General features: G+C 69.6%; 22 protein-coding genes. 14 read left to right on the forward strand and 8 right to left on the reverse strand.

What is annotated here, in order from left to right; all coding sequences use genetic code 11:
* Positions 1 to 31: 31 nt before the first annotated feature.
* A complete protein-coding gene (locus tag AP428_RS10420; protein ID WP_011694382.1) occupies positions 32 to 910 on the reverse strand; it encodes an O-acetylserine/cysteine exporter in 879 nt (292 codons plus the stop codon).
* Positions 911 to 1,167: 257 nt separating this feature from the next.
* Here AP428_RS10420 and AP428_RS10425 point away from each other — a divergent pair, with 257 nt between their 5' ends.
* The gene (locus tag AP428_RS10425; protein ID WP_011546057.1) at positions 1,168 to 2,049 is read left to right on the forward strand and encodes a pirin family protein; all 882 of its coding nucleotides are present in this window, start codon (positions 1,168 to 1,170) and stop codon (positions 2,047 to 2,049) included.
* A 52-nt stretch (positions 2,050 to 2,101) separates the two neighbouring features.
* Entirely contained in the window at positions 2,102 to 2,950 is an 849-nt protein-coding gene (gene trxA / locus AP428_RS10430; RefSeq protein WP_011694383.1) for a thioredoxin, read from the forward strand.
* 148 nt (positions 2,951 to 3,098) lie between these two features.
* On the opposite strand, the gene AP428_RS10435 is transcribed toward trxA, so the two are convergent.
* Positions 3,099 to 3,956: a ThiF family adenylyltransferase gene (locus AP428_RS10435; RefSeq protein WP_011546059.1), complete on the reverse strand. Its 858-nt coding sequence runs from the start codon at positions 3,954 to 3,956 to the stop codon at positions 3,099 to 3,101.
* A gap of 128 nt (positions 3,957 to 4,084) precedes the next feature.
* Between AP428_RS10435 and pdxH the strand changes: the two genes are divergently transcribed.
* The 3 genes from pdxH (at position 4,085) to AP428_RS10450 (ending at position 7,396) form a co-directional block, all read left to right on the forward strand.
* The gene (gene pdxH / locus AP428_RS10440; RefSeq protein WP_011546060.1) at positions 4,085 to 4,729 is read left to right on the forward strand and encodes a pyridoxamine 5'-phosphate oxidase; all 645 of its coding nucleotides are present in this window, start codon (positions 4,085 to 4,087) and stop codon (positions 4,727 to 4,729) included.
* A gap of 121 nt (positions 4,730 to 4,850) precedes the next feature.
* On the forward strand, positions 4,851 to 6,071 hold the full coding sequence (locus AP428_RS10445; RefSeq protein ID WP_006477998.1) for a cyclopropane-fatty-acyl-phospholipid synthase family protein: 1,221 nt from the start codon (positions 4,851 to 4,853) through the stop codon (positions 6,069 to 6,071).
* 23 nt (positions 6,072 to 6,094) lie between these two features.
* Positions 6,095 to 7,396 carry a DUF72 domain-containing protein gene (locus tag AP428_RS10450; RefSeq protein WP_011694384.1) on the forward strand — a complete coding sequence of 434 codons (1,302 nt, stop codon included), beginning with the start codon at positions 6,095 to 6,097 and terminating at the stop codon, positions 7,394 to 7,396.
* A 25-nt stretch (positions 7,397 to 7,421) separates the two neighbouring features.
* Here the strand turns inward: AP428_RS10450 and msrA are convergent, their stop codons facing one another.
* Entirely contained in the window at positions 7,422 to 7,982 is a 561-nt protein-coding gene (gene msrA, locus AP428_RS10455; protein WP_011546062.1) for a peptide-methionine (S)-S-oxide reductase MsrA, read from the reverse strand.
* Positions 7,983 to 8,547: 565 nt separating this feature from the next.
* Here msrA and AP428_RS10465 point away from each other — a divergent pair.
* From AP428_RS10465 to AP428_RS10475, 3 genes are all read left to right on the forward strand, one after another.
* Positions 8,548 to 9,954 (forward strand): selenium-binding protein SBP56-related protein, encoded by a 1,407-nt coding sequence (locus tag AP428_RS10465; protein WP_011546064.1) that lies wholly within the window; start codon positions 8,548 to 8,550, stop codon positions 9,952 to 9,954.
* A complete protein-coding gene (locus AP428_RS10470) occupies positions 9,951 to 10,616 on the forward strand; it encodes a hypothetical protein (protein ID WP_011546065.1) in 666 nt (221 codons plus the stop codon). The genes AP428_RS10465 and AP428_RS10470 overlap by 4 nt, the downstream gene beginning before the upstream one ends.
* 280 nt (positions 10,617 to 10,896) lie before the next feature.
* The gene (locus AP428_RS10475) at positions 10,897 to 11,406 is read left to right on the forward strand and encodes a flavin reductase family protein (RefSeq protein WP_006477993.1); all 510 of its coding nucleotides are present in this window, start codon (positions 10,897 to 10,899) and stop codon (positions 11,404 to 11,406) included.
* Here AP428_RS10475 and AP428_RS10480 read toward each other — a convergent pair.
* Positions 11,393 to 11,893, reverse strand: a complete 501-nt coding sequence (locus tag AP428_RS10480; protein ID WP_006477992.1) for an Lrp/AsnC family transcriptional regulator — start codon at positions 11,891 to 11,893, stop codon at positions 11,393 to 11,395. The two genes, AP428_RS10475 and AP428_RS10480, sit on opposite strands and share 14 nt — an antisense overlap.
* A gap of 129 nt (positions 11,894 to 12,022) precedes the next feature.
* Between AP428_RS10480 and kynB the strand changes: the two genes are divergently transcribed.
* From kynB to kynA, 3 genes are all read left to right on the forward strand, one after another.
* Positions 12,023 to 12,664 carry an arylformamidase gene (kynB, locus tag AP428_RS10485; RefSeq protein WP_011546066.1) on the forward strand — a complete coding sequence of 214 codons (642 nt, stop codon included), beginning with the start codon at positions 12,023 to 12,025 and terminating at the stop codon, positions 12,662 to 12,664.
* 27 nt (positions 12,665 to 12,691) lie between these two features.
* Positions 12,692 to 13,945 carry a kynureninase gene (gene kynU / locus AP428_RS10490; protein ID WP_233629292.1) on the forward strand — a complete coding sequence of 418 codons (1,254 nt, stop codon included), beginning with the start codon at positions 12,692 to 12,694 and terminating at the stop codon, positions 13,943 to 13,945.
* 101 nt (positions 13,946 to 14,046) lie between these two features.
* Positions 14,047 to 14,982 (forward strand): tryptophan 2,3-dioxygenase, encoded by a 936-nt coding sequence (kynA, locus tag AP428_RS10495; RefSeq protein ID WP_011546068.1) that lies wholly within the window; start codon positions 14,047 to 14,049, stop codon positions 14,980 to 14,982.
* A 29-nt stretch (positions 14,983 to 15,011) separates the two neighbouring features.
* Here the strand turns inward: kynA and AP428_RS10500 are convergent, their stop codons facing one another.
* The 4 genes from AP428_RS10500 to mdlC all read right to left on the reverse strand — a co-directional run bounded on the left by AP428_RS10500 (position 15,012) and on the right by mdlC (position 20,722).
* On the reverse strand, positions 15,012 to 16,415 hold the full coding sequence (locus tag AP428_RS10500) for an MFS transporter (RefSeq protein ID WP_011546069.1): 1,404 nt from the start codon (positions 16,413 to 16,415) through the stop codon (positions 15,012 to 15,014).
* 260 nt (positions 16,416 to 16,675) lie between these two features.
* On the reverse strand, positions 16,676 to 17,620 hold the full coding sequence (locus AP428_RS10505; RefSeq protein ID WP_011546070.1) for a ketopantoate reductase family protein: 945 nt from the start codon (positions 17,618 to 17,620) through the stop codon (positions 16,676 to 16,678).
* A gap of 13 nt (positions 17,621 to 17,633) precedes the next feature.
* Positions 17,634 to 19,085: an aldehyde dehydrogenase gene (locus AP428_RS10510; RefSeq protein WP_011546071.1), complete on the reverse strand. Its 1,452-nt coding sequence runs from the start codon at positions 19,083 to 19,085 to the stop codon at positions 17,634 to 17,636.
* Positions 19,086 to 19,114: 29 nt separating this feature from the next.
* Complete coding sequence (mdlC, locus tag AP428_RS10515; protein ID WP_011694386.1) at positions 19,115 to 20,722, reverse strand: benzoylformate decarboxylase; 1,608 nt, start codon at positions 20,720 to 20,722, stop codon at positions 19,115 to 19,117.
* Positions 20,723 to 20,821: 99 nt separating this feature from the next.
* On the opposite strand from mdlC, the gene AP428_RS10520 reads away from it, so the two are divergent.
* The 3 genes from AP428_RS10520 (at position 20,822) to xylB (ending at position 24,887) form a co-directional block, all read left to right on the forward strand.
* Entirely contained in the window at positions 20,822 to 21,733 is a 912-nt protein-coding gene (locus tag AP428_RS10520) for a LysR family transcriptional regulator (RefSeq protein ID WP_011546072.1), read from the forward strand.
* Between the two features lie 173 nt (positions 21,734 to 21,906).
* Positions 21,907 to 23,301: a D-arabinitol 4-dehydrogenase gene (gene dalD, locus AP428_RS10525; RefSeq protein ID WP_011546073.1), complete on the forward strand. Its 1,395-nt coding sequence runs from the start codon at positions 21,907 to 21,909 to the stop codon at positions 23,299 to 23,301.
* Positions 23,302 to 23,405: 104 nt separating this feature from the next.
* Positions 23,406 to 24,887 (forward strand): xylulokinase, encoded by a 1,482-nt coding sequence (xylB, locus tag AP428_RS10530; RefSeq protein WP_011546074.1) that lies wholly within the window; start codon positions 23,406 to 23,408, stop codon positions 24,885 to 24,887.
* Positions 24,888 to 24,942 lie beyond the last annotated feature (55 nt).

The raw sequence follows: 24,942 nt of genomic DNA on the forward strand, positions 1-24,942 counted from the left end.
CCCCCGCCGGCACGCAGTGCGTGCCGGCGCGTCACGACGCCGCGAAGCGGCTCAGCAGTTTCCCGCCGAACACGTTCACCGCGAGCCCGCCCATCACGAGCGCGGCGCCGATCAACTGCGCCTGCGTCAGATGCTCGTCGAGCAGCAGCGCCGACGACGCGAGCCCGATGATCGGCACCAGCAGGGAGAATTGCGCGACCTGCGCGGCCGGGTAGCGCGACAGCAGGCGGCTCCACAGCCCGTAGCCGAGCAGCGTCGCGACGAACGCGAGATAAACGACCGCGAAGATCGATGCGCCGTCGAGCCCGGCGAGCGCGGTCGCGATCCGCTGCGGCCCTTCGAACCACAGCGACAGCAGGAAGAACGGCACGGGCGGCACAAGGCTCGCCCACACGACGAGCGACACGAGGTTCGCCTTGCCGACCTTCTTCGTGACGATATTGCCGACGGCCCACATCGCGGCCGAGCAGATCGTCAGCAGGAAGCCCGCGAGCGTCATCGCGCGGCCGCCCTGCGCGGCGATCACGACGAGCCCGCCCGCGGCAATCGCGAGCCCGACCAGGTTCTGCACGCGCAGCCGCTCGCCGAGGAACAGCATCGCGAACACCAGCGTGAAGAACGCCTGCGACTGCAGCACGAGCGATGCGAGGCCGGCCGGCATGCCGACGTACATGCCGGTGAACAGGAACACGAACTGGCCGAGCTGGATCGTCGCGCCGTACAGCACCAGCAGCCGCCACGAAATCTGCGGCCGGCGCACGAAGAACACCGCGGGCACGGCCGCGAGCGTGAAGCGCAGCGCGCCGAGCAGCATCGGCGGCATGCCGTGCAGGCCGACCTTGATCACGACGAAGTTCACGCCCCACGCGAGGATCACGACCAGCGCGAGCAGCAAGTCCTTCGGGGCCATCATCGGCGTCTCCTCGATTGTCGAATTGTCGGTATGAAGCCGGTCAGTCTACCGGGTTTCGCCGCCCGGCCCGATACCCGCGCGGCGCGTATGGAATCGGCGGCGGGCGCGGCGGCCTGCGCACGGCGGAGGATGCCGCACGACGCGTGCCTGCCGCGGGTGCATCGCGCCGCGCGCGTTTCGCGCTCCCCCGTCACGCGCAGCGCCGCGCCGCCAGTACAATGACCGGCAATCCAGCCGTTCCCCACGAGGCCCCCATGACCGACTCGATCAAAGCCCTGCTGAAGCCGCACGTGCGCGACATCGGCAACCTGCAGGTGCGCCGCACGCTGCCCGCGCTCGCCGCACGCCTCGTCGGCCCGTTCATCTTCTTCGATCACATGGGGCCCGCCACGCTGTCCGCCGGCACGGGGCTCGACGTGCGCCCGCATCCGCACATCGGGCTCGCGACGGTCACCTACCTGTTCGACGGCGCGATCCTGCACCGCGACAGCCTCGGCTCGCTGCAGGAAATCGTGCCGGGCGACGTGAACTGGATGACGGCCGGCCGCGGCATCGTCCACTCCGAGCGCACGCCGGACGCGCAGCGCGCGAGCGGCCACACCGTGCACGGCATCCAGACCTGGGTTGCGCTGCCGCAGGCGCACGAGACGACCGAGCCGTCGTTCGAGCACCACGCGGCCGACACGCTGCCCAAGCGCGACGAAGACGGCGTGGCGCTGACCGTGATCGCCGGCGACGCGTTCGGGTTGCGCTCGCCCGTGACGACGTTCTCGCGCACGCTGTACGTCGCGGCCGAATTCGCGGCCGGCGGCCGGCTCGAACTCGATGCATCGCACGAGGAGCGCGCGGTCTACGTGGTCGACGGCGCGCTCGCGATCGACGGCACGCCGGTACCGGCCGAACAGATGGCCGTGCTCGCGCCGGGCGCGACGGTCACGCTGACGAGCGCCAGCGGCGCGCGCGCGATGCTGCTCGGCGGCGACCGGATGGACGGCGAACGCTTCATCGAGTGGAATTTCGTCGCGAGCAGCCGCGACGCGATCGAGCGGGCGAAAGCGGCGTGGACGCGCCAGGAAATGGGCAAGGTGCCTGGCGAGACGGAATGGATTCCGCTGCCCGAAGCGAAGCCGCGTTGAAAAAGCGGCGCGCCGCCCCCATCCTGACGACATTCGAACGGGAGAGAACGACATGGACACCACGCTTGCCACATTCGAGAAAGACGTCATCGAGGCGTCGCTGGATACGCCCGTGCTGGTCGACTTCTGGGCGCCGTGGTGCGGCCCCTGCAAGACGCTCGGCCCGCTGCTGGAAAAGCTCGAGGCCGATTACGCAGGCCGCTGGAAGCTCGTGAAGGTCAACGTCGACGAGAACCAGGAACTCGCCGCGCACTTCCAGACGCGCAGCATCCCGCATGTGATCGCGTTCGCCGACGGGCGCCCGGTCGATCAGTTCGTCGGCGTGCTGCCCGAGGGCCAGTTGCGCGCGTTCCTCGACCGGCTGCTGCCGGCGGCCGAGGAAGCCGAGCGCCGCGCCGCGCAATATGCGATGGCCGAACAGCGCTTCGACGATGCGCTCGCCCACCTCGAAGCGGCGCTGGCGCTGAACCCCGGCTACGACGACGCGCGCCTCGACCTGATCGAGCTGCTGCTCGCGCGCAACGAGGTCGACGCCGCGCGCGCGGAAACCGAGCGCCTGTCGCCGCAAACCGTGCAGAACGGCGATCCGCGCTACCAGGCGATCAAGACCCGTTTCGACGCGCTGGACGCCACGGCCGACTTGCCGCCGACCGACGCGCTCGAAGCGCGCATCGCGGCGAATCCCGCCGATCTCGACGCGCGCTTCGACCTCGCGCAGAGCCTGATCGCGCGGCGCGCGTACGAAGGGGCACTGGAACAGTTGCTGGAAATCGTGACGCGCGATCGCGCATACGGCGACGATCTCGGCCGCCGCACGATGATCTCGGTGTTCGAACTGGCCGGCGATCGCCCCGACCTCGTCGCCGCGTGGCGACGCAAGCTGAGCATGGCGCTCAACTGAAGTACGACGAGCCGAGCCACGAAAGGCCGGGCCACGAAAGGCCGGGCCACGAGAGGCCGGGCCACGATGGCCCGGCTGACCTGCCGTATCGCTCGACGCGCGTTACCCGCGCCGCAGCATCACCCTTTCCTGCCCGCGCGTTGCACGCTCAGCCGGCCGCCTGTGCCGCGATCGCTCGCAGCGCATGCGCGGCCGCCGCGAAACCGAAGCTCGCGGTCACGCACACGCTCGAACCGAAACCCGCGCAGTTGAGCCCCGCGACGTGCGCGGCCGCGGATGGCTCCGCGCCGTCCTCGATGTCGCAGGCCGCCGCTTCAGGGTAAATCAGCGGCTCGTCCGAATACACGGCGCTGACCTTGAAACGCGCCTTCGGCCCGCGCGGAAAACCGTGCTGCTTGCGCAACTGCGCACGCACCTTCGACAGCAGCGGGTCCTGGATCGTCAGCGCGAGATCGTCGATGCGGATGCGCGTCGGATCGAGCTGCCCGCCCGCGCCGCCGACGACGATCAACGGCTGCCGTTTCGCGACGCACCACGCGATCAGCGCGACTTTCGTGCGCACGCTGTCGATCGCATCGATCACGTAGTCGAAACCGCCGCCGAGCAGTGCGTCGAAGTTGTCGGGCTCGACGAAATCCTCGATCCGGTTCACGCGGCACGCGGGGTCGATCAGCGCGATGCGCTCGGCCATCGCGTCGACCTTCGGCTTGCCGTAATTGCCGTCGAGCGCATGGATCTGCCGGTTCGTGTTGCTTTCCGCGACGTTGTCGAGATCGATCAGCGTCAGCGTGCCGACCGCGTTGCGCGCGAGCGCCTCGGCCACCCACGACCCGACGCCGCCGATCCCGATCACCGCGACGTGCGCCCGCTCGAATGCGGCCGCGGCCGGCGCGCCATACAGGCGCGCGACGCCGCCAAAACGCCGCGCGCGATCCACGTCAAGCTGGATTTCCGGGGTCGGGGTAAGATCGAAAGAACTGGGCGGGGCAGCGTCGGCGGAGGACATGGCAGCAAGGAAAACGTAAGTCGTGCAGCCCTCTATTCTGCCTGAACTCCCCGCTCCCACGCGCCACTGTGCACGCACGATTCTCGCGCGTTCGCTATACTGGCCCCAGATTGAAGCGTTTGCATAACATGACGACTCTCGCCGATCTCCGCATCAACTATTCACGTGCTTCGCTCGACGAAGCCGATGCCGCCCCCGACCCCTTCGCCCAGTTCGATCGCTGGTTCAAGGAGGCGCTCGCCGCCAAACTGCCCGAGCCGAACACGATGACGCTCGCGACCGTCGGCGCCGACGGCCGGCCGTCGGCCCGGATCGTGCTCATCAAGGGCGTCGACGAACGCGGGTTCGTCTTCTTCACCAATTACGAAAGCCGCAAGGGTCACGATCTCGCCGTGCATCCGCAAGCCGCGCTGCTGTTCTACTGGATCGAGCTCGAGCGCCAGGTGCGCATCGAAGGCCGGATCGAGAAAACCAGCGCGGAAGAAAGCGACCGCTATTTCGCGTCGCGCCCGCTCGGCTCGCGCATCGGCGCATGGGCGTCGGAGCAGAGCGCCGTGATCGACAGCCGCGCGACGCTCGAGGCGCGCGAGAAGGCCGTCAGCGAGCGCTACGGCGACAACCCGCCGCGCCCGCCGCACTGGGGCGGCTACCGCCTCGTGCCCGACTCGATCGAGTTCTGGCAGGGGCGCCCGTCGCGGCTGCACGACCGCCTGCTCTATACGCGCGACGCCGCGGCGGCGTCGGGCTGGACGATCTCGCGCCTGTCGCCGTAAGCGCGGCGCCGGTGCGCGCCGGTCGTGTCTCGTGTTGCATCCGGGTGCCCGCGCCGCAAGCGGCGGGCGCCGGTCAGGATACTTGGCTGTATTCGATTCAACGAACAAACGGAGAATCCAAATGTTCTGGGAAAAGAAGCTGGCACAGTGGGCGGATGAAGTACGGGCGAAAGCGAACATACCGGCGCGACTGGTGCTGTGGAACGGCGATCAACTCGATTTCGGCACCTTCAGCGCGCCGCAGGTCACGCTGAAGGTAAACAGCGCGTCGGCGTTGCCGCTGCTGCTCGAACCGAGCCTCGACAATCTCGGCGAGGCGTACGTGAAGGGCAAGATCGACATCGAAGGCAAGCTGTCGGACATCATCAACATCGGCTACTCGCTCGCGCGCAGCACCGTGACGAGCGCCAGCAAGCTCGCACGCGTGAAGCGCTACTTCAATCACACGAAGAGCACCGACAAGAAGGCGATCCAGTACCACTACGACGTCTCGAACGAGTTCTACCAGCTGTGGCTCGACGAGAACATGGTGTACTCGTGCGCGTACTTCGAGAACGGCGACGAGGATCTCGCCACCGCGCAGATCAAGAAGATCGACCACATCCTGACGAAGATCCAGCTGCAGCCCGGCCAGCGCCTGCTCGACATCGGCTGCGGCTGGGGCGCGCTCGTGCTGCGCGCCGCGCAGAAGTTCGGCGCGACGTGTCTCGGCGTGACGCTGTCGCAGAACCAGTTCGACCTCGCGACCGCGCGCGTGAAGGCCGCGGGGCTCGAAGACAAGATCGAGATTCGTCTGCAGGATTACCGCGAGATCGAAGGCCAGTTCGACCGCATCACGAGCGTCGGGATGTTCGAGCACGTCGGCCGCAAGAACCTGCCGCTCTATTTCTCGCGCGTGCATGACCTGCTCACCGACGACGGCATCGCGATGAACCACGGGATCACGTCGACCGACGCGGAAAGCGGCGAAACGGCGCTCGGCGGCGGCGAATTCATCGATCGCTACGTGTTCCCGGACGGCGAGCTGCCGCACATCAGCCTCGCGCTCGAAGCGGCGCAGCGCGGCGGACTCGAGGCGGTTGACGTCGAAAGCCTGCGCCGGCACTATGCGCGCACGCTCGATATCTGGACGGAAAATTTCGAAGCGAAAGCCGAGGAAGCGAGAAAGCTCGTCGACGACGAAAAATTCCGTATCTGGCGCGTGTATCTCGCCGGCTGCGCGTATGCGTTCGAGCACGACGACGTGTCGATCTTCCAGATCGTGTGCCGCAAGGCCGGACGCAGCGCGAAAACGCTGCCGTGGTCGCGGCGCTACATGTACGAACACGCGCTGCCGCGCTAGGCGGCGCATCACGCTGGGCATGCATGGGTGACGGCAGGACGCGGCGCAAGGCGCCGCCGCAACGACAGCAGCGCGACGACACCGACGAGTCGCACGCCGACGGGCAATTCGACCTGTTCGGCATGCCGACGGATGCCGCACGCGCATCGCCAGCGGACGACGAGCAACCCGCCAGCCCCGATGAGCACGTGACGCCGGACACGCCGGAAGACGCACGACCGGCACCACCGCCCGCCCGTACGACCTCCCGACCCGCCGACGACGACGAACCTGTCCCGTCGTCCGGCCTGCTGTGGGACGAACCGTCCCCGCCGGTCGCCGCGCCGAAGAAAGGCCGCCGCAAACGCGGCGTGCTTCCCGCGCCGATCTCGGCGGACGTCGCCGCCGCTGCGGCCGGCCTGCCGCCGAACGTACGGCTCGGCACGTCGTCGTGGTACTTCCCCGGCTGGAACGGCATCGTCTACGACGGCGATTTCGCGCAGACGAAGCTGTCGCGCGAAGGGCTCGAAGCGTACGGCGCGCATCCGCTGCTGAGGAGCGTGAGCCTCGACCGGTCGTTCTACGGCCCGCTGTCGGTGGCCGACTACCTGCGCTATGCGCAACAGGTGCCCGACGATTTCCGCTTCGTCGTGAAGGCGCCGGCCGCGGTGACCGACGCGGTGATCCGCGGCCGGCGCGGCGAGCCGTCCGGGCCGAACCCGACTTTCCTCGATGCCCAGCTCGCGACCCGCGAATTCGTCCAGCCGTGCCTCGACGGGCTCGGCCGCAAAGCCGGCGTGCTGGTGTTCCAGTTCTCGCCGCTGCCCGACCAACTGCTCGCTGAACCGGCCGCGCTGATCGACCGGCTCACCGCGTTCTTCGCGGCGCTGCCGTCGCTGCCGCCGGATGCCGACGGCACGCGCTACGCGATCGAGATCCGCGACGCGAGCCTGCTCACGCCGCGCTTCATCCGCGCGCTGGCCGCGCTCGGTGTGCGCTACTGCGTCGGCCTGCACGCGCGGATGCCCGACCCGCTGCGCCAGGCCGCCGCGCTCGCGCTGCTCGACGGCGACGCGCCGGGCCCGCTGATCGTACGCTGGAGCCTGCACGGCGGTTTCAAGTACGAGCAGGCGAAGGCGAAATACGAGCCGTTCGACAAGCTCGTCGACGAAGACCCAGCCACCCGCTCGGCGCTCGCCGAACTGGCCGCGCGCTACGCGCTGGCCGGGCAGCCGGTGATCATCACGATCAACAACAAGGCGGAAGGCTCCGCGCCGCTGTCGTGCATCGCGCTCGCACGCGAAATCGCCGCCGCGTGCGCACAGTGGCGCAACGAGGCGGCGTGACCGCGGTTTCCGCCGCCGCCGACGCTTACGCGCCGCGCAGCGACTTCAGCCGGTGCGAGAACTTCTGCCGGAATTTCGCGAGCTTCGGCCCGATCACGACCGAGCAATAGCCCTGCCCCGGGTTGCGCGCGTAATAGTTCTGATGATAGTCCTCGGCCGGCCAGTAGTTGCCGTCGAGCGGCACGACCTGCGTGACGATCGGCTGGCCGAACACCTGTTCGCGTTCGAGCTCGGCAATCAGGTCGAGCGCCGTGTCGCGCTGCGCATCCGAATGCGTGAACACGACCGACCGGTACTGCGTGCCGACGTCGTTGCCCTGCCGGTTCAGCGTGGTCGGATCGTGCGTCGCGAAGAAGATCTCGAGGATCTCGCGATAGCCGATGCGCGCCGGATCGAACGTCACGTTGACGACTTCCGCGTGGCCGGTGTCGCCTTCGCAGATGTCGCGATAGCCAGGGTTGCGCGTATGGCCGCCCGCATAACCCGACTGGACGGCCGTCACGCCATCGACGTCGAGAAACACGGCCTCCGTGCACCAGAAACACCCGCCTCCGAGCGTCGCGGTTTCAAGCATCTCGTTCCCCATGAAATCAGTCCCTCGTGGATGACGGCAGCCGGCACGCCAGTGCCGGCGCCATCGTTTCGCATCGCCGCTGCCCGCCCCGCGAGGCGGGAGGCAGCGGCACTTCGTCAAGTATCTCACTCGTGCGCACAACTGGCAGATCGGACAGGGCGCCGCACGCGCCCCGCCGCGTGTTTCTCGTCTACACTTAGGCACGCGCAAGCGGCGGCCAACCCGTCGCACCCGCGCAGCGTCCGATGCATGCCCGACCCCGATGCCCACATCATCTGCCGGAACATCGATATGCACGCCTTAACAGACATCGCCCGCGTCGCGGGCCCCGTCGCCGCTACATCCATCGCGCCATCGCGATGGCGCGCGCCCGGTTCACCGAGTGCGCGGCGCGCCAACCTCTCGCCTTTTCCCGCTTTCACGACCTGATGCACGGCATCGCGCGCGTCGCCGACGCGGGCGTCCGCCTGGCCGATCGCCGCGCCGGCATGATGCGCGCCGCGCGGCCACCGCAGTCCGCACGCCCGCAACGAACGGCCGTGCGTCCACGATTCGACACCATTCAGAGGACATCACCATGAGCATGCGGCCCGACCCGACGTTTCACGCTTCGCCCGAGCTTGCGATGCAGGCGCCGGCGGAGGAATTTGCCTATACGTTGTTGCTGAGCCCCGATTTTTCCAGACCCGACGCGCTCGCCGTGATCGACGTGAAGCCCGGCTCGTCGACGTACGGCAAGATCGTGCATACGGTGACGATGCCGAACACCGGCGACGAATTTCATCACTTCGGCTGGAATGCGTGCTCGTCGTCGCTGTCGCCGCTGACCGGCCATGCGTTCCTCGAGCGCCGCTTCCTGATCATCCCAGGCCTGCGCTCGTCGCGCATCTACGTGATCGACACGAAGCCGCACCCGACGCAGGCGCGCATCCACAAGATCATCGAGCCCGACGAGATCTTCGCGAAGACAGGCTATTCGCGGCCGCACACCGTGCATTGCGGGCCCGAGGGCATCTACGTGAGCACGCTGGGCGGCGCGGGCAAGGACGGCACCGACGGCGCGCCCGGCATCTTCATCATGGATTGCGAGACCTTCGACGTGCTCGGCCGCTGGGAGATCGACCGCGGCCCGCAGGACAAGCATTACGACTTCTGGTGGAACCTGCCGCGCGACTACATGGTGTCGAGCGAATGGGCGTTGCCGCCGCAATTCGAGAACGGGATCGTCCCCGAGGATCTGCTCGCGAACAAGTACGGGCACCGGCTGCATTTCTGGGACCTGCGCGCGCGGCGCAACGTGCAGACGATCGATCTCGGCGCGCAGCACCAGATGGCGCTCGAGGTGCGGCCCGCGCACGACCCGGTGCGCGAATACGGGTTCGTCGGCGTCGTGGTCGATACGACCAATCTCGAGGGCTCGATCTGGACCTGGTGGCGCGAAGGCGGCAAGTTCCATGTGAAGAAAACCGCGACGATCCCGGCCGAGCCGGCCACGGCCGACGAGCTGCCGCCGCTGCTGCAAGGATTCGGCGCGGTGCCGCCGCTCGTGACCGACATCGACCTGTCGCTCGACGACCGCTTCCTGTACGTGTCGTGCTGGGGCACCGGCGAGATGCGCCAGTACGACGTGTCGGACCCGCACAACCCGGTGCTCGCGGGGTCGGTGCGCATCGGCGGCATCGCGCGCCGTGCGCCGCACCCGAACGGCCGCACGTTCGCGGGCGGCCCGCAGATGGTCGAGATCAGCCGCGACGGCCGGCGCGTGTACTGGACCAACTCGCTCTATTCGACGTGGGACGACCAGTTCTATCCGGACGGGGTGCCGGCCGCGCAGGTGCTCGCGCACGCGGGGCCGGACGGCGGGCTGACGCTCGCCGACGACTACTGGGTCGAATTCCCCGACGGCTATCGCGCGCACCAGATCCGGCTCGAAGGCGGCGACTGCTCGACCGACTCGTTCTGCTATCCGTCGGTCAAGCGTTGAGCACCAGCCTTCACGCGCCGTTCGCGCTGTGGGCGGCCGTGCTCGCGAGCGGCGTCTATCACGGGCTCAACCCGGCGATGGGCTGGCCGCTCGCGGTATCGAACGCGCTAATGACGCGCCGCGGCAGCGCGCTCGTCGCGGCGCTCGGCTATCTCGCGCTCGGTCATGCGCTGGCCGTCTTCGCGGTGATGCTGCCGTTCGGGCTGCTTGCCGCGCTGCTCGCGTGGCAGACGGCGATCCGGATCGGCGCGAGCGCGCTCGTGATCGGCTTCGGCGCGGTGCTGCTGATCCGGCGCCGGCATCCGCGGGCGCTTGCACGGATCGCGCCGGCGCGGCTCGGCCTGTGGTCGTTCGCGGTCGCGCTCGCGCACGGCGCGGGGCTGATGCTCGTGCCGATCTACCTCGGCCTGTGCGGGCTCGACCGGGATGCCGGCCACCGCGCGGCGGCGCTGCTCGTCGATGCGCATCTCGGCATGGCGCTTGTCGTCGCGGCCGTGCATGCAGCCGCGATGATCGCCGCCGGCGGCGGGCTCGCGTGGCTCGTGTACCGCTATCTCGGGCTGAAGTTCGTGGCGCGGAGCTGGTTCAATCTCGATGCGGTGTGGGCGTCGAGCCTGATCGTGACGGGAGCGCTGTCGCTCGGGCTGGCGGCGGCGCGATAGTGCGGGCAGCGAGGACCCGTTCGCGCAACGCGGCACCGAATGGAATGGCCGCACCGTTAAAAAACGTGACGGAACGGCGCTGCCGGCTGCGCGCCGCAGTGTTCGCTACGTCACCCTGCCGTCGCGATGCGCCGCCCGACCGGGTCCGGCGGCCCCGATTCCGCTAAAATCGGGCCATGCGCACCCCTTCCCAATCGACCGCGTTGTCATTTTTCGTCCGCCGCGCCCGTCACGCCCGTGTCGTGTCGCGCCCGCCCGTCCCGTTCCGGATGGCTGCCCGATGAGCCACGCCAATCCGCCGGATTTCGACGCGGCCGCCTTCCGGCAGGCACTCGGCCAGTTCGCGACGGGCGTGACGGTGATCACGACGCGCGCGCCGTCCGGCCAGCTGATCGGCATCACCGCCAGCTCGTTCAATTCGGTGTCGCTCGATCCGCCGCTCGTGCTGTGGAGCCTCGCGCACAAATCGGCGTCGACGCCGGTGTTCCGCGGCAACAGCCATTACGTGGTGAACGTGCTCGCGGCGTCGCAACTCGACCTGTGCAAGCGCTTCTCGACCTACAAGGGCGATCGTTTCGAAGGGATCGCGCACGCGGCCGGCAACTCGGGAATGCCGGTGCTCGACGGCGCGCTCGCGTGGTTCGAATGCCACAACCGCAGCCGCTACGACGAAGGCGACCACGTGATCTTCGTCGGCGAAGTGGAACGCTGCGGCGTGCGCGCGGTATCGGAAACGGCCCCGCCGCTCGTGTTCCACGGCGGCGGCTTCCACGGCCTCACACCGCTTTGATCGCCCCCGTGCGCGCCAGTCCGACCGGCGCGCCGGCTTCGTCCTTCAGCGTCTGCAGCACGATGTTCGACCGGATGTCCATCACGCCCGGCGCCTTGTAGAGGCGGTTCAGCACGAAATCCGAATAGTGCTTGAGGTTGTGCGCGAGCACGCGCAGCAGATAGTGGCTCTCGCCCGTCACGACGAACGCGCCGACCACCTCCGGCCATTCGCGCAGCGCTTCCGCGAAGCGCTCGTGCCATTGATTCTCTTCGTTGCGCATCGACACCTGCACGAACGCCTCGAGCTCGAAGCCGAGCTTCTCGCGGCTCAGGCACGCGCGATAGTGCTCGATCACGCCCTGCTCCTCGAGCAGGCGCATGCGACGCAGGCAGGCGGATGGCGAAAGCGAGATGCGTTCGGCCAGGTCGAGATTGCTGATTCTGCCCTCCTCCTGCAGTACCGCCAGAATCCGGCAGTCGGTGGCATCGAGCGTGATCGCGTGCATTTTTGGTCCCCGTTTTCCCTCTGAGTCGAATTATCTGCCAATCCGGCGGATTGTCCATGTTTATTTCGCAAGCACTTTCTGCGAGCGTCCACCTATCATTCGAAGGATCGACTCACGCTTCGTCATGCCATGGACACACTCTGGGACATCTCGCCGCCGGTCAGCCCCGCCACCCCCGTGTGGCCGGGCGATACGCCAGTTGCCGTCGAACGCGTATGGCGGATGGAGGCCGGTTCGCCGGTCAACGTCGCGCGCCTGACGCTGTCGCCGCACACGGGCGCGCACTGCGACGCGCCGCTGCACTACGATGCCGACGGCGCGCCGATCGGCGCGGTGCCGCTCGATACCTATCTCGGCCCGTGCCGCGTGATTCATTGCATCGGCGCGTCGCCGGTCGTGCGGCCGGCCGATGTGGAAGCCGCGCTCGACGGCGTACCGCCGCGCGTGCTGCTGCGCACGTATGCGCGCGCCGCGGTCGAACAATGGGACAGCAATTTCTGCGCGGTCGCACCCGATACCGTCGACCTGCTCGCCGCGCACGGTGTGAAGCTGATCGGCATCGATACGCCGTCGCTCGACCCGCAGGAATCGAAGACGATGGACGCGCATCACCGCGTGCGCGCGCACCGGATGGCGATCCTCGAAGGCATCGTGCTCGACGACGTGCCGCCCGGCGACTACGAATTGATCGCGCTGCCGCTCAAATTCGCGACACTCGACGCGAGCCCCGTGCGCGCGGTGCTGCGCGCGCTGCCCGCGCACGCTTCCTGATTACCCGACCTACGACCCCACATCATGATGATCAAGACCCGTGAAGATGCGCTCGCGCTCGACCGCGACGACCCGCTGGCCCCGCTGCGCGACCAGTTCGCGCTGCCCGACGGCGTGATCTACCTCGACGGCAACTCGCTCGGCGCGCAGCCGCGCGCATCGGCCGCCCGCGCGCAGCAGGTGATCGGCGCCGAGTGGGGCGAAGGCCTGATCCGCAGCTGGAACACCGCCGGCTGGTTCGCGCTGCCGCGCCGCCTCGGCGACAAGCTTGCGACGCTGATCGGCGGCGCGCCCGGCGAAACGGTCGTGACCGACACCATCTCGATCAACCTGTTCAAGCTGCTGTCGGCGATGCTGCGCCACCAGGCGGAGCGCGCGCCCGAGCGCCGGGTGATCGTGTCGGAGCGCTCGAATTTCCCGACCGACCTGTATATCGCGCAGGGGCTGATCGAGCAGCTCGGCGGCGGCTACGAGCTGCGCCTGATCGACGATCCGGCCGACCTGCCCGGCGCGCTCGGCGCGGACACGGCCGTCGCGATGATCACGCACGTGAACTACCGCACCGGCTACATGCACGACATGCCGGCCGTCACGCAGCTGGTGCACGACGCCGGCGCGCTGATGCTGTGGGATCTCGCGCACTCGGCCGGCGCGGTGCCGGTCGACCTGAACGGCGCGCGCGCGGACGGCGCGGTCGGCTGCACGTACAAGTACCTGAACGGCGGCCCCGGCTCGCCCGCGTTCGTGTGGGTGCCGCAACGCCATCTCGCGCATTTCTCGCAGCCGCTGTCCGGCTGGTGGGGCCACCGCGCGCCGTTCGCGATGCAGCCGGGCTTCGCGCCCGATCCGGGCATCGCGCGCTTCCTGTGCGGCACGCAGCCGATCGTGTCGATGTCGATGGTCGAATGCGGGCTCGACGTGTTCCTGCAGACCGACATGGACGCGATCCGCCGCAAGTCGCTCGCGCTGACCGACGCGTTCATCGCGCTCGTCGAAGCGCGCTGCGCGGGCCTGTCGCTGAAGCTCGTCACGCCGCGCGCGCATCACCAGCGCGGCTCGCAGGCGAGCTTCGAGCATCCGCACGGCTACGAAGTGATGCAGGCGCTGATCGCGCGCGGCGTGATTGGCGACTACCGCGAGCCGTACGTGCTGCGCTTCGGCTTCACGCCGCTCTATACGCGCTTCGCCGACGTGTGGGATGCGGTCGAGACGCTGCGCGACATCCTCGCCACCGACGCGTGGAAGGCACCCGAGTTCGCCGAACGCGGCGCGGTGACCTGACCGGTTTTGCGCGGCGCGCCGCCGTTGCATGCCGCAGCTGCATGCGAAGCGCGCCACGCGTTCGTCATTCAAATCTGGAGATAGTCGTGAATTCTGGTCATATGCAGCCCCCCGGCGGCGACGCGCCGGCAGGCTGCCCGTTCTCGGGCGCACGCGCCGCACAACCGGCGCAAGCCCCGCACGAAGCCCCGCACGTGCCGGGCGAGGCCGACGCTCAAGCCGGCTGGCACAACGCGCAGCTCGATTTCTCGAAGTCGATGAGCTACGGCGACTACCTGTCGCTGAATTCGATCCTCGACGCGCAGCATCCGCTGTCGCCCGATCACAACGAGATGCTGTTCATCATCCAGCATCAGACGAGCGAGCTGTGGATGAAGCTTGCGCTGTTCGAATTGCGCGGCGCGCTCGATGCGGTGCGCACCGACGCGCTGCCGCCGGCGTTCAAGATGCTCGCACGCGTGTCGCGCATCCTCGAGCAACTGGTGCAGGCGTGGAACGTGCTGTCGACGATGACGCCGTCCGAGTATTCGGCGATGCGCCCGTACCTCGGCCAGTCGTCCGGCTTCCAGTCGTACCAGTATCGTCAGCTCGAATTCCTGCTCGGCAACAAGAACGCGCAGATGCTGCAGCCGCATGCGCACCGGCCCGACATCCTCGAACAGGTGCGCGCGACGCTCGAGGCGCCGTCGTTCTACGATGAAGTCGTGCGACTGCTCGCGCGGCGCGGCTTCCCGATCGCGGCAGAGCGGCTGGAGCGCGACTGGACCCAGCCGACGCGGCACGACGAGACGGTCGAGGCCGCGTGGCTCGAGGTCTATCGTCATCCGCAGCAGCACTGGGAGCTGTACGAGATGGCCGAGGAACTCGTCGATCTCGAGGATGCGTTCCGCCAGTGGCGCTTCCGTCACGTGACGACGGTCGAGCGCATCATCGGCTTCAAGCAGGGCACCGGCGGCACGAGCGGCGCGCCGTACCTGCGCAAGATGCTCGACGTCGTGCTATTCCCCGAGCTCTGGCACGTGCGCACCACGCTGTAACGCACGCCACGCGCCCGCCGTCACGACGATCACGACGACGTGCGGGCGAGCGCCTCCCCTTCGCGCGGCTGCGCCGCCGCGCGCGACAGCCGCGGAATGTGCCGCCGCATCGCGAGCAGCGCGATGCACACCACCCCCATCGCGACGGCCAGCATCGTCAGGTACGCACCCGCGCCGCCCGCCGTGATCACGATCGCGCCCGCGAACGCGCTGAGGATCGCGCCGAGCCGACCGAACGCGAGCGCACTCGCGGTGCCCGTCGCGCGCACGGCCGTCGGATAGATGTACGCGCACAGCGCATACATCGTCGACTGCACCGCGTTGACGAACAACCCGTGCAGACCGAGCCCGACGATCAGCCAGCCGGTATGGCGGCTGGCATCGACGCCCATCAGCCATACCGCGCTCGCCGCGCCGCCGATGCTGCACAGCGCGAGCGGCCAGCGTGACCCCGCATGCGCGATCGCCCATGCGCACAGCAGCGCACCGATCACGCCGCCGAGGTTGTACGCGGTGAGGCCCGAGCCCGCGACCGACACGCTCAACCCGCTCGCCGCGAGCATCGTCGGCAACCAGCTGAACGCCGCGTACACGGCGAGCAGGCACATGAAGAACGCGCACCACAGCGCGATCGTGTCGCGCGCCTGGCCGCTCGCGAACAGCGCGCCGAAGCCGCCGCGGCTGCCCGGCGCACGGGCGTCCTTCGTATCGGTGAACACGGTGCCCGGTGCGACCGGCCGCTGCATCCGCGCGAGCAGCGCGCCGAGTTCCGGCCAGCGTGCGGGGCGCCGCGCGAGATAGCGCGGCGATTCGGGCAACGCGCGCACCAGCACGAAGCCGAGCACGAGCGGCAACGCGCCGCCCGCGAAGAACAGCCCGCGCCAGCCGTAGCGCGGCAGCACCTCGTGCGCGAACAGGCCGGCCAGCATCCCGCCGAGCGGCACGCAGACGATCGTCGCGGTCACCATCATCGTGCGGCGCCGCGCGGGCGTGTATTCGGCGGTCATCGTCGTGGCCGTCGGCAGCGCGCCGCCGATCCCGAGCCCCGCGCAAAAACGCAGCATCGCGATCGTCGCGACGTCGGGCGCGAACCCGATCGCGCAGGTCGCGATGCCGAACAGGAACACGCTGCCGATCACGGCCTGGCGGCGGCCGTAGCGGTCCGCAACGATCCCCGCGCAGGCGCTGCCGATACCCATCCCGACCAGTCCCGCCGCGACGGCCGGCGCGAACGCACCGCGCGTGATGCCCCACTCGCGGATCAGCACCGGAATCGCGAAACCGATCAACTGGCCGTCAAAGCCGTCGAGCACGATCGCGAGCGCGGCGAGCAGCACCACGCAGCGCTGCATCAGCGTGAACGGGCCGTCGTCGAGCGTCGTGCCGATGTCGATCGACGACGGCCGTTCATTCAGTGCGTCGGGCGTGCTCATGCGGCCTCCGATGCACCGCGCGGCGGCGGCAAGATGCGCGAACGGTGCGCGACAAGACAACGGCATTCAATGGTTTTCATGGCGTCTCCGGTTGTCCGGGCTGGCGCGCGCACGCGTGCCCGAATCTCATGCTGTGCAGTCGAGCGGCGCCCATCGATCGGCGCCGGTGTCTCGTCCCACCCTTCACGATCCGGCGCCATCGCCCCGCGGGCGCGGCATCCGTATCGTCATGCGGCGCCAGCCGGCCGCTGGCCTGTTGCTCAATTCGTCCGTGCGTCGATCAAGCGGACCAGCGCGAGCAGCGTCTCCGCATGCGGCACCGCGACGCCCGCTTCACGCGCGGCCGCGACGACCTTGCCGCTGATCGCATCGATTTCGGTGCGACGGCCCGCGAGCACGTCCTGCAGCATCGACGGGCGATGGCCGCGATGGTCGCGGATCGCATGCTCGACGTTGCGCGCGATGCGCTCGCCGTCGACCGCGATGCCCTTCGCGCGCGCGACGGCGGCCGTCTCGGCCGCGATCGCGAGCGCGAGCCGCGGCCCGTCGTGATGATGGCCGAGCTGGTCGACGGTGCAGCCCGTCGTCGCGCACAGCGTGTTGAGCGCCGCGTTGAACGCGACCTTCTCCCAGATCGCGGCCCATACGTCGGCGTCGAGCGTGCACGCGAGCCCCGCGCGCGACAGCGTGTCGGCTACGGCTGTCGCAAAGGGACGTACCGCGCCGTCGGCCGTCATCATCCGGATCGTGCCGGCGCCGTGCGAGCGCACGTGCGCAGGGCCGGCCGCATCGGCCGGCCACGTCGTCACGCCGACCAGGATGCGCTCGAGCGGCACGAACGCGTTCAGCGTCTCGACGTTGCCGAGCCCGTTCTGCAGCGTCAGCACGAACGTGTCCGAGCTCAGCAGCGCCCGCACGCCGTCGAGCGCCGCCCGCGTATGCAGCGATTTCGTGAAAACGATCAGCAGGTCGAACGGTGTGTCGAGTGCTGCGGCCGCGTGCGCATTCGCGGCTTCCGGCCGCACGGCCTGCAGCGTGCGAACGCGCCGGTCGCCGCGGTCGTCGTCGATGCGCAGCCCGTCGCGGCCGATCGCATCGAGATGCGCATCGTTCACGTCGATCAGCGTGACGGCTTCGCCGCTTTCGGCGAGCCGCCCGCCAAACAGCGAGCCCATCGCGCCCGCGCCCAGAATTGCAATTCTCATCGTCGGCGCCTCGTCAGAACGGATAGTGGCGCGGGGCCGTCTGCACGGTGATCCAGCGCAGGTCGGTGAACGCGGCGATGCCGGCCTTGCCGCCGAAGTGGCCGAAGCCGCTGTCCTTCACGCCGCCGAACGGCATCTGCGCCTCGTCGTGCACGGTCGGGCCGTTCACGTGACAGATGCCCGCCTCGATGCGCGCCGCGACGCGCAGCGCCCGCGCGACGTCGCGACTGAACACGGCCGACGCCAGCCCGAACGCGTTGTCGTTCGCGCAGCGGATCGCGGCCTCCTCGCCGTCGACGCGCACGATCCCCTTCACCGGGCCGAACGACTCTTCCGCGTAGATGCGCATCGCCGGCGTCACGTGGTCGAGCAGCGTCGCGGGAAACAGCGTGCTGTCGGCCCGGCCGCCGCACCGCAGCGTCGCGCCGTGCGCGAGCGCATCATCGATCAGCGCGTTGCAGCGCTCGACGGCCCTCGTGTCGATCAGCGAACCGAGCACGACGGGCCCGTGGCGCGGATCGCCGAGCGGCAGCGACGCGGCCTTGTCGACGAGCTTCGCGACGAACGCATCGGCGATCGAGGCGTCGACGACGATGCGCTCGGTCGACATGCAGATCTGCCCGGAATTCGCGAATGCGCCGAATGCAGCCGCGGCGACCGCCGCGTCGAGATCGGCATCGGCGAGCACGACGAACGGCGCCTTGCCGCCGAGTTCCAGCACCGACGGCTTCAGGTGACGCGCGCACGCTTCGGCGACGATCCGCCCGACCCGCGTCGAGCCGGTGAAATTCACGCGGCGCACGGCCGGATGCGCGATCAGGGCGTCGACGACGGCGCCCGCATCGTCGGGCGCATTCGTCACGAAATTGACGACGCCCGGCGGCAGTCCGGCCTCCTGCAGCGCCTCGACGACCAGCCCGTGCGTGACCGGGCACAGTTCCGAGCCCTTCAGCACGACCGTGTTGCCACACGCGAGCGGCAGCGCGAGCGCGCGCGTCGCGAGAATCACCGGCGCATTCCACGGCGCGATGCCGAGCACGACGCCGGCCGGCTGCCGCACGCCCATCGCGAGCGAGCCCGGCACGTCGGACGGAATCAGCTCGCCGCCGACCTGCGTGGTCAACGACGCGGCCTCGACGAGCCCGCTCGCCGCGAGCTGCACGTTGAAGCCGGCCCACAGCGCGGACGCGCCCGTCTCGGCCGCCATCGCGGCGACGAACTGCTCGTGCTTCGCTTCGAGCGCGGCGGCCGCCTTCAGCAGCAACGCGCGCCGCGCGCCGGGGCCGAGCGCAGCCCAGTCGGGAAACGCGCGGGCAGCCGCATCGGCCGCCGCGCGCGCATCGTCGACGGTGCACGCGGGCGCTTCGGACGCGACTTCGCCGTCGAGCGGGTTGCGGCGCACGAAGGTCGCGCCGCCGGACGAGTGGCGGCGTTCGCCGCCGATCAGCATCGCTACGGTTTGCATGGAATCTCCGGAAAGACGCGCGCGGCGCGTCACGCAATCTCGACTTCGACGACGACCGGCGTCGCCGCGCGCAGCGCGTCGGTCAGCGCGTCGCGCAGCCTCGCCGCTTCGGCGACGCGCACGCCGCGACAGCCCATCCCTTGCGCGAGCGCGACGAAATCCAGGTCGGGCAGATCGGTGCCTTGCACCGGGTCGCCGGGGCCGAAGCCGAACACGGGCGCGAAATCCTGCAGCGCCGCGTAACGCCGGTTGTTCAGGATCACGAACGTGATCGGCAGCTTCAACTGCGCGGCGCTCCACAGCGCCTGGATCGAATACAGGCTCGAGCCGTCGCCGATCAGCGCGATCACGCGTCGGCCCGGCTGCGCGAGCGCGACGCCGACGGCGGCCGGCATCCCGTAGCCCAGCCCGCCGCTGTCCATCGTGTAGAACGTGCCGCTGCGCGTGAACGGCAGATGTTCCTGCATCACCGGCCGCGCGCTCGGCGCCTCCTCGACGACGATGTCGTGCGCGTCGCGCACGTCGGCGAGCGTCTGCAGCGCGAACGCGACCGACATGCGTTCGCCGGCAGCAGGCGCGTCGACGCGCAGCCGCGGCGCGCGCGGCGCGGGCATCGGCCGCTCGGGCGGCGCGGGCCGCGCCAGCAGATCGCGCGCGGCGAGCCGCAAATTGCCGACCACCGCGTCGCCCGACGGCGTCCACGCGGCGACGCCCGGATCGTCGACGAGCTGCACGAGCGTCGCGCCCGGCGGCACGTGCGGGCCGAAGCCCTCGATGTGATAGGTGAACGCAGGCGCGCCGAACGCGAACACGAGATCGTGCCCGTCGAGCCGCGCGACGATCTTCTCGCGGATCGCGGGCAGGAAGCCGGCGAACAGCGGATGATCCTCCGGAAAACTGCAGCGCCCCGACATCGGCGCGACGTACACGCGCGCACGGTGCCGCTCGGCGACGCGCACGACGTCGTCCCACGCGCCCGCGCGATCGACGGCCGCGCCGACCACGAACGCCGGGCGGCGCGCCGCGTCGAGCGCGTCGCCAAGTCGCGCAAGCGCGTCGGGATCGGGCCGCACGATGCTGCTCACGTCACGGCGCGGCAGCAATTCGGCCGGCTGATCCCAGTCGTCGACCGGAATCGACACGAACACGGGGCCGCGCGGCTCCTGCATCGCGATGCGGTACGCCCGCGCGATCGCGGCCGGCACGTCCTGCGCGCGCGCCGGCTCGATGCTCCATTTCACGTACGGCTTCGGCAGCTCGGCGGCCTGCGTCGCGCCGAGGAACGGATCGAACGGCAGAATCGCGCGCGCCTGCTGGCCCGCGGTGACGATCAGCGGCGAGCGGTTCTTGAACGCGGTGAAGAGATTGCCCATCGCGTTGCCGACGCCCGCCGCCGAATGCAGGTTCACGACCGCCGCATTGCCGGTGGCCTGCGCGTGACCGTCGGCCATCCCGACCACGACGGCCTCCTGCAGGCCGAGCACGTAGCGGAAATCGGCGGGGAAGTCGCGGAACATCGGCAGCTCGGTCGAGCCGGGGTTGCCGAACACGCGGTCGATGCCGAACTGGCGGAACAGGTCGATCACGGCGTCGCGGACCGTGACGGGTGCGGCGGATTGGGACGGGGTGCCGGACATGCTCGGGCGTCTCCTCGATGGCTTGGCGGTTTCCACAGTATCGAAGCGCAAGCCATTCACGGATACTGTATTTTTTGCGCAAAGCCATTACGTTCCAGCATGACTTTCGATCTCCGACAGTTGCGTGCGTTCACCACGATCGTCGCGTGCGGCAGCCTCGGCCGCGCGGCCGACGCGCTGCACGTCACGCAGCCGGCGCTGAGCCGGATCCTGAAGCGGCTCGAGGATCAGGTCGGCGCGCCGCTGTTCGAACGCCATTCGAAGGGCGTGCAGCTCACCGCGTTCGGCGAAGCGTTGCTGCCGCACGCGACGCTGCTGCAGCACGAGGCCGAGCATGCGCGCGAGGAACTGGACGCGATGCGCGGGCTCGCGAAGGGCACGATCAAGGTCGGCACGGTGGGCAGCATCGCGAGCCTCGTGTTGCCGGTCGCGGTCGGCCGCGTGCTCGATCGCTGGCCGAACCTGCGCGTCGAAATCATCGAAGGCGTGTGGGACCGGCTCGCGGAAGGGCTGATCAAGCACGAGATCGATCTTGCGCTGTCCGCGCACGGGCCCGATACCGACGAGATCGTCGCGATTCCCGAGTGCCGCTGGGAAGACCGCAGCCATATCGTTGCGGCGCCGCACCATCCGCTGCGCGTGCTCGGCCGCCCGCCGACGCTCGCCGATACGCTGCACGCACGCTGGGCGATTCCGCCGCGCGGCACCGCGCCGTTCGACCACATGCGCGCGACCTTCGACGCACACGGGCTGCCGTTGCCCGACATCGCGGTCGAGACGCGCTCGGTCACGACGCTGAAAAGCCTGGTCGCGCATGCGGGATTCCTCTGCTGGATGGCCGAACCGATGTACGGGGCGGAACGACGCGCCGGCACGATCGACACGCTGCCCGTGCGCGAAGTCGTCGCAGTGCGCACGCTCACCGCGTTCCGGCGCCGTCACGGCATCCTCCCCGGGCCGACCGGCAAGCTGCTCGACGAACTCGTCGCACTCACGCGCGAAGGGCGCTGACGCCCTTTTCCAGCGGCTCCCCGCGCCCGCCCTGCCCGCACGGCGCCGCAGCGCACCATCGAAATGCCGTGTCCCCGCCTTGACTTTCGTCCGCCTGAATACGATCATTCGCTCACACAAAGAGCAAAAGATCGTATTCGGCAGGATAGACAGGCTGGAACAGGAGACACCGGATGAGCGAATCGCCCGCCGCCCACGCGCCCGTGCTGCTGCACATCGGCGCGGGCTCGTTTCACCGCGCGCACCAGGCGTGGTATCTGCATCGCGTGAACGCGGCCGTGCCGGCCGACGAACGCTGGTCGCTAACCGTCGGCAACATCCGCGACGACATGCGCGCGACGATGGACGCGCTCGCCGCGCAGCACGGTGCGTACACGCTCGAAACCGTCACGCCGCAAGGCGAGCGCGCGTACGAGACGATCCGTGCGATCACGCGCGTGCTGCCGTGGTCGATCGACCTCGCCGCGCTGATCGACGCCGGCGCCGATCCGGCCTGCCGGATCGTGTCGTTCACCGTCACCGAAGGCGGCTACTACCTCGACGAACACAACCGGCTCGACATCGCGAACGCCGATCTCGCCGCCGACCTGCAGGGCGCACGCACGACGCTGTACGGCGCGCTCGCCGCGCTGCTCGCCGAACGCGTGAAGCGCGGCGCGGGGCCGCTCACGCTGCAAAGCTGCGACAACCTGCGCAACAACGGCGCACGGTTTCGCGCGGGGATGCGCGAATTCCTCGAACGGCGCGGCGAAGGCGGCCTGCTCGCATGGTTCGATGCGCACGTCGCGACGCCCAGCGCGATGGTCGACCGCATCACGCCGCGCCCGACCGCCGACGTGCGCGAGCGCGTCCTCGCGGCCACCGGCATCGACGACGCGTGCCCGGTGATGGGCGAATCGTTCATCCAGTGGGTGATCGAGGACCGCTTCGCGGCCGGTCGCCCGCGCTGGGAGCTGGCCGGCGCCGAACTCGTCGACGACGTGCATCCGTACGAGGAAGCGAAGATCCGCATCCTCAACGCGACGCACAGCTGCATCGCATGGGCCGGCACGCTCGCGGGCCATACCTACATCCACGAAGGCACGCACGACCCGGCGATCCGCCGCTTCGCGCACGACTACGTGACGCAGGACGTGATCCCGTGCCTCACGCCGAGCCCGCTCGATCTCGCACGCTATCGCGACGTCGTGCTGGAGCGCTTCGGCAATCCGTACGTGCTCGACACGAACCAGCGGGTCGCGGCCGACGGTTTCTCGAAGATCCCCGGCTTCATCGCGCCGACGCTCGTCGAATCGTTCGCTCGCGGCGCGGCACCCGTCGCCACCGCCGTGCTGCCCGCGCTGTTCCTGCGCTTTCTCGAACGCTGGGCGCGCGGCACGCTGCCATATGCGTACCAGGACGGCGTGATGGACGACGGCAGCGCACGCGCGATCGTCGAAGCCGACGACCCGGTCGTCGCGTTGTGCGCGAGCCGCGCCTTGTGGGGCTCGCTCGCCGGCAACGCGGCGCTGTTCGACGCGCTGCGCGCCGGGCTCGCGCGCGTCGACGCCTGGCTCACCGCCCGCTGATGACCCGCGCGCGGCGCCCGGCCGCGCAGCCGGGCGAACCCGCTTGGCACAGGCCGTGCGGCACGGCTAAAGTAGCGGCTCCTCACTGACCGAACGGATCGCTCATGTATCTCGGCATCGACCTCGGCACCTCCGAAGTGAAGGTGCTGCTGCTCGCCCCGGACGGCGCGGTCGTCGGCACCGCCGGCTCGCCGTTCAGCGTGTCGCGGCCGCATCCGCGCTGGGCGGAACAGCATCCGGACGACTGGTGGCAAGGCACGCTCGCCGCGCTCGCGGCGCTGCGCGAACGGCACCCGCAGGCGTTCGCGCAGGTGCGCGGCATCGGCCTGTCGGGCCAGATGCACGGCGCGGTGCTGCTCGGCCGCGACGATCGCGTGCTGCGCCCCGCGATCCTGTGGAACGACATGCGCAGCGCCGACGAATGCGCGCTGCTCACCGAACGCGCCCCCGATCTCCATGCGCTGGCCGGCAACCTCGCGATGCCCGGCTTCACCGCGCCGAAACTGCTGTGGGTCGCGAAGCACGAACCCGACGTGTTCGCGGCGACCGCGTGCGTGCTGATGCCGAAGGACTACCTGCGCTTCCGGCTGACCGGCGCGAAAGTGTCCGATCCGTCGGACGCGGCCGGCACGCTGTGGCTCGACGTCGCGCGCCGCGACTGGTCCGATGCGCTGCTCGCCGCGTGCGGGATGACGCGCGGGCAGATGCCGCGCATCGTCGAGGGCAATGCGCCATCCGGCACGCTGCGTGCGGACGTCGCACGCGAGTTGGGGTTGTCCGAGGCCGTGCTGGTCGCGGGCGGCGGCGGCGACAACGCGACGAGCGCGCTCGGCATCGGCGCGATCCACGCGGGCGACGGCTTCGTGTCGCTTGGCACGTCCGGCGTGCTGAGCGTGGTCGGCGACCGCTTCATGCCGAATCCCGCGTCGGCCGTGCATGCGTTCTGCCATGCGATTCCCGATCGCTGGCAACTGATGAGCGTCGTGCTGTCGGCCGCGAGTTGCCTGCGCTGGGTCTGCAAGCTGACCGGCACCGACGAGCCTGCGCTGCTCGCCGAAGTCGAGGCGCTCGACCCCGACGCGCTCGCCGCCGCCCCGCTGTTCCTGCCCTACCTGTCGGGCGAGCGCACGCCGCACAACGATCCGTACGCGCAGGGCGTGTTCTTCGGGATGACGCACGCGACCGACCGCGCGCACCTCGGCTATGCGGTACTCGAAGGCGTGACGCTGGGCCTCGCCGACGGCCTCGACGCGCTGCACGCGGCCGGCGTCGAGACCGACCAGTTGTCGCTGATCGGCGGCGGCGCGCGCAGCGCGTTCTGGGCGCAACTGATCGCGGACGCGCTGAACGTGCGCACGCGTCAGCACGGCGGCGGCGAAACCGGCGCGGCGCTCGGCGCGGCACGGCTCGGCTGGCTGGCCGTCGGCGGCGATCCGCAGACGGTGCTGACCAAACCGCCGGTGCGCGCCGAATACGCACCGGACGCCGCCCGCCATGCGCGGCTGCGCGAACGCCTCGATGCGTTCCGCACGCTGTACCGTCACGTGCGGCCGCTGTACGAACCGTCGCGCGCACGGCTCGCGTAGGCGCCGCGCTTACGCGACCGGCCGCCGGCCGTGCGCGCGACATGCGTTACAGTGG

Source organism: Burkholderia sp. E168m22 (assembly GCF_001319805.1).
GTDB lineage: Bacteria > Pseudomonadota > Gammaproteobacteria > Burkholderiales > Burkholderiaceae > Burkholderia > Burkholderia orbicola.

Bases quoted from the DNA above. Each gene is read 5' to 3' on its own strand.
- AP428_RS10420 (WP_011694382.1), bottom strand. From the start codon at position 910: ATGGCCCCGAAGGACTTGCTGCTCGCGCTGGTCGTGATCCTCGCGTGG.
- AP428_RS10425 (WP_011546057.1), top strand. From the start codon at position 1,168: ATGACCGACTCGATCAAAGCCCTGCTGAAGCCGCACGTGCGCGACATC.
- trxA (WP_011694383.1), top strand. From the start codon at position 2,102: ATGGACACCACGCTTGCCACATTCGAGAAAGACGTCATCGAGGCGTCG.
- AP428_RS10435 (WP_011546059.1), bottom strand. From the start codon at position 3,956: ATGTCCTCCGCCGACGCTGCCCCGCCCAGTTCTTTCGATCTTACCCCG.
- pdxH (WP_011546060.1), top strand. From the start codon at position 4,085: ATGACGACTCTCGCCGATCTCCGCATCAACTATTCACGTGCTTCGCTC.
- AP428_RS10445 (WP_006477998.1), top strand. From the start codon at position 4,851: ATGTTCTGGGAAAAGAAGCTGGCACAGTGGGCGGATGAAGTACGGGCG.
- AP428_RS10450 (WP_011694384.1), top strand. From the start codon at position 6,095: ATGGGTGACGGCAGGACGCGGCGCAAGGCGCCGCCGCAACGACAGCAG.
- msrA (WP_011546062.1), bottom strand. From the start codon at position 7,982: ATGGGGAACGAGATGCTTGAAACCGCGACGCTCGGAGGCGGGTGTTTC.
- AP428_RS10465 (WP_011546064.1), top strand. From the start codon at position 8,548: ATGAGCATGCGGCCCGACCCGACGTTTCACGCTTCGCCCGAGCTTGCG.
- AP428_RS10475 (WP_006477993.1), top strand. From the start codon at position 10,897: ATGAGCCACGCCAATCCGCCGGATTTCGACGCGGCCGCCTTCCGGCAG.
- AP428_RS10480 (WP_006477992.1), bottom strand. From the start codon at position 11,893: ATGCACGCGATCACGCTCGATGCCACCGACTGCCGGATTCTGGCGGTA.
- kynB (WP_011546066.1), top strand. From the start codon at position 12,023: ATGGACACACTCTGGGACATCTCGCCGCCGGTCAGCCCCGCCACCCCC.
- kynU (WP_233629292.1), top strand. From the start codon at position 12,692: ATGATCAAGACCCGTGAAGATGCGCTCGCGCTCGACCGCGACGACCCG.
- kynA (WP_011546068.1), top strand. From the start codon at position 14,047: ATGCAGCCCCCCGGCGGCGACGCGCCGGCAGGCTGCCCGTTCTCGGGC.
- AP428_RS10500 (WP_011546069.1), bottom strand. From the start codon at position 16,415: ATGAGCACGCCCGACGCACTGAATGAACGGCCGTCGTCGATCGACATC.
- AP428_RS10505 (WP_011546070.1), bottom strand. From the start codon at position 17,620: ATGAGAATTGCAATTCTGGGCGCGGGCGCGATGGGCTCGCTGTTTGGC.
- AP428_RS10510 (WP_011546071.1), bottom strand. From the start codon at position 19,085: ATGCAAACCGTAGCGATGCTGATCGGCGGCGAACGCCGCCACTCGTCC.
- mdlC (WP_011694386.1), bottom strand. From the start codon at position 20,722: ATGTCCGGCACCCCGTCCCAATCCGCCGCACCCGTCACGGTCCGCGAC.
- AP428_RS10520 (WP_011546072.1), top strand. From the start codon at position 20,822: ATGACTTTCGATCTCCGACAGTTGCGTGCGTTCACCACGATCGTCGCG.
- dalD (WP_011546073.1), top strand. From the start codon at position 21,907: ATGAGCGAATCGCCCGCCGCCCACGCGCCCGTGCTGCTGCACATCGGC.
- xylB (WP_011546074.1), top strand. From the start codon at position 23,406: ATGTATCTCGGCATCGACCTCGGCACCTCCGAAGTGAAGGTGCTGCTG.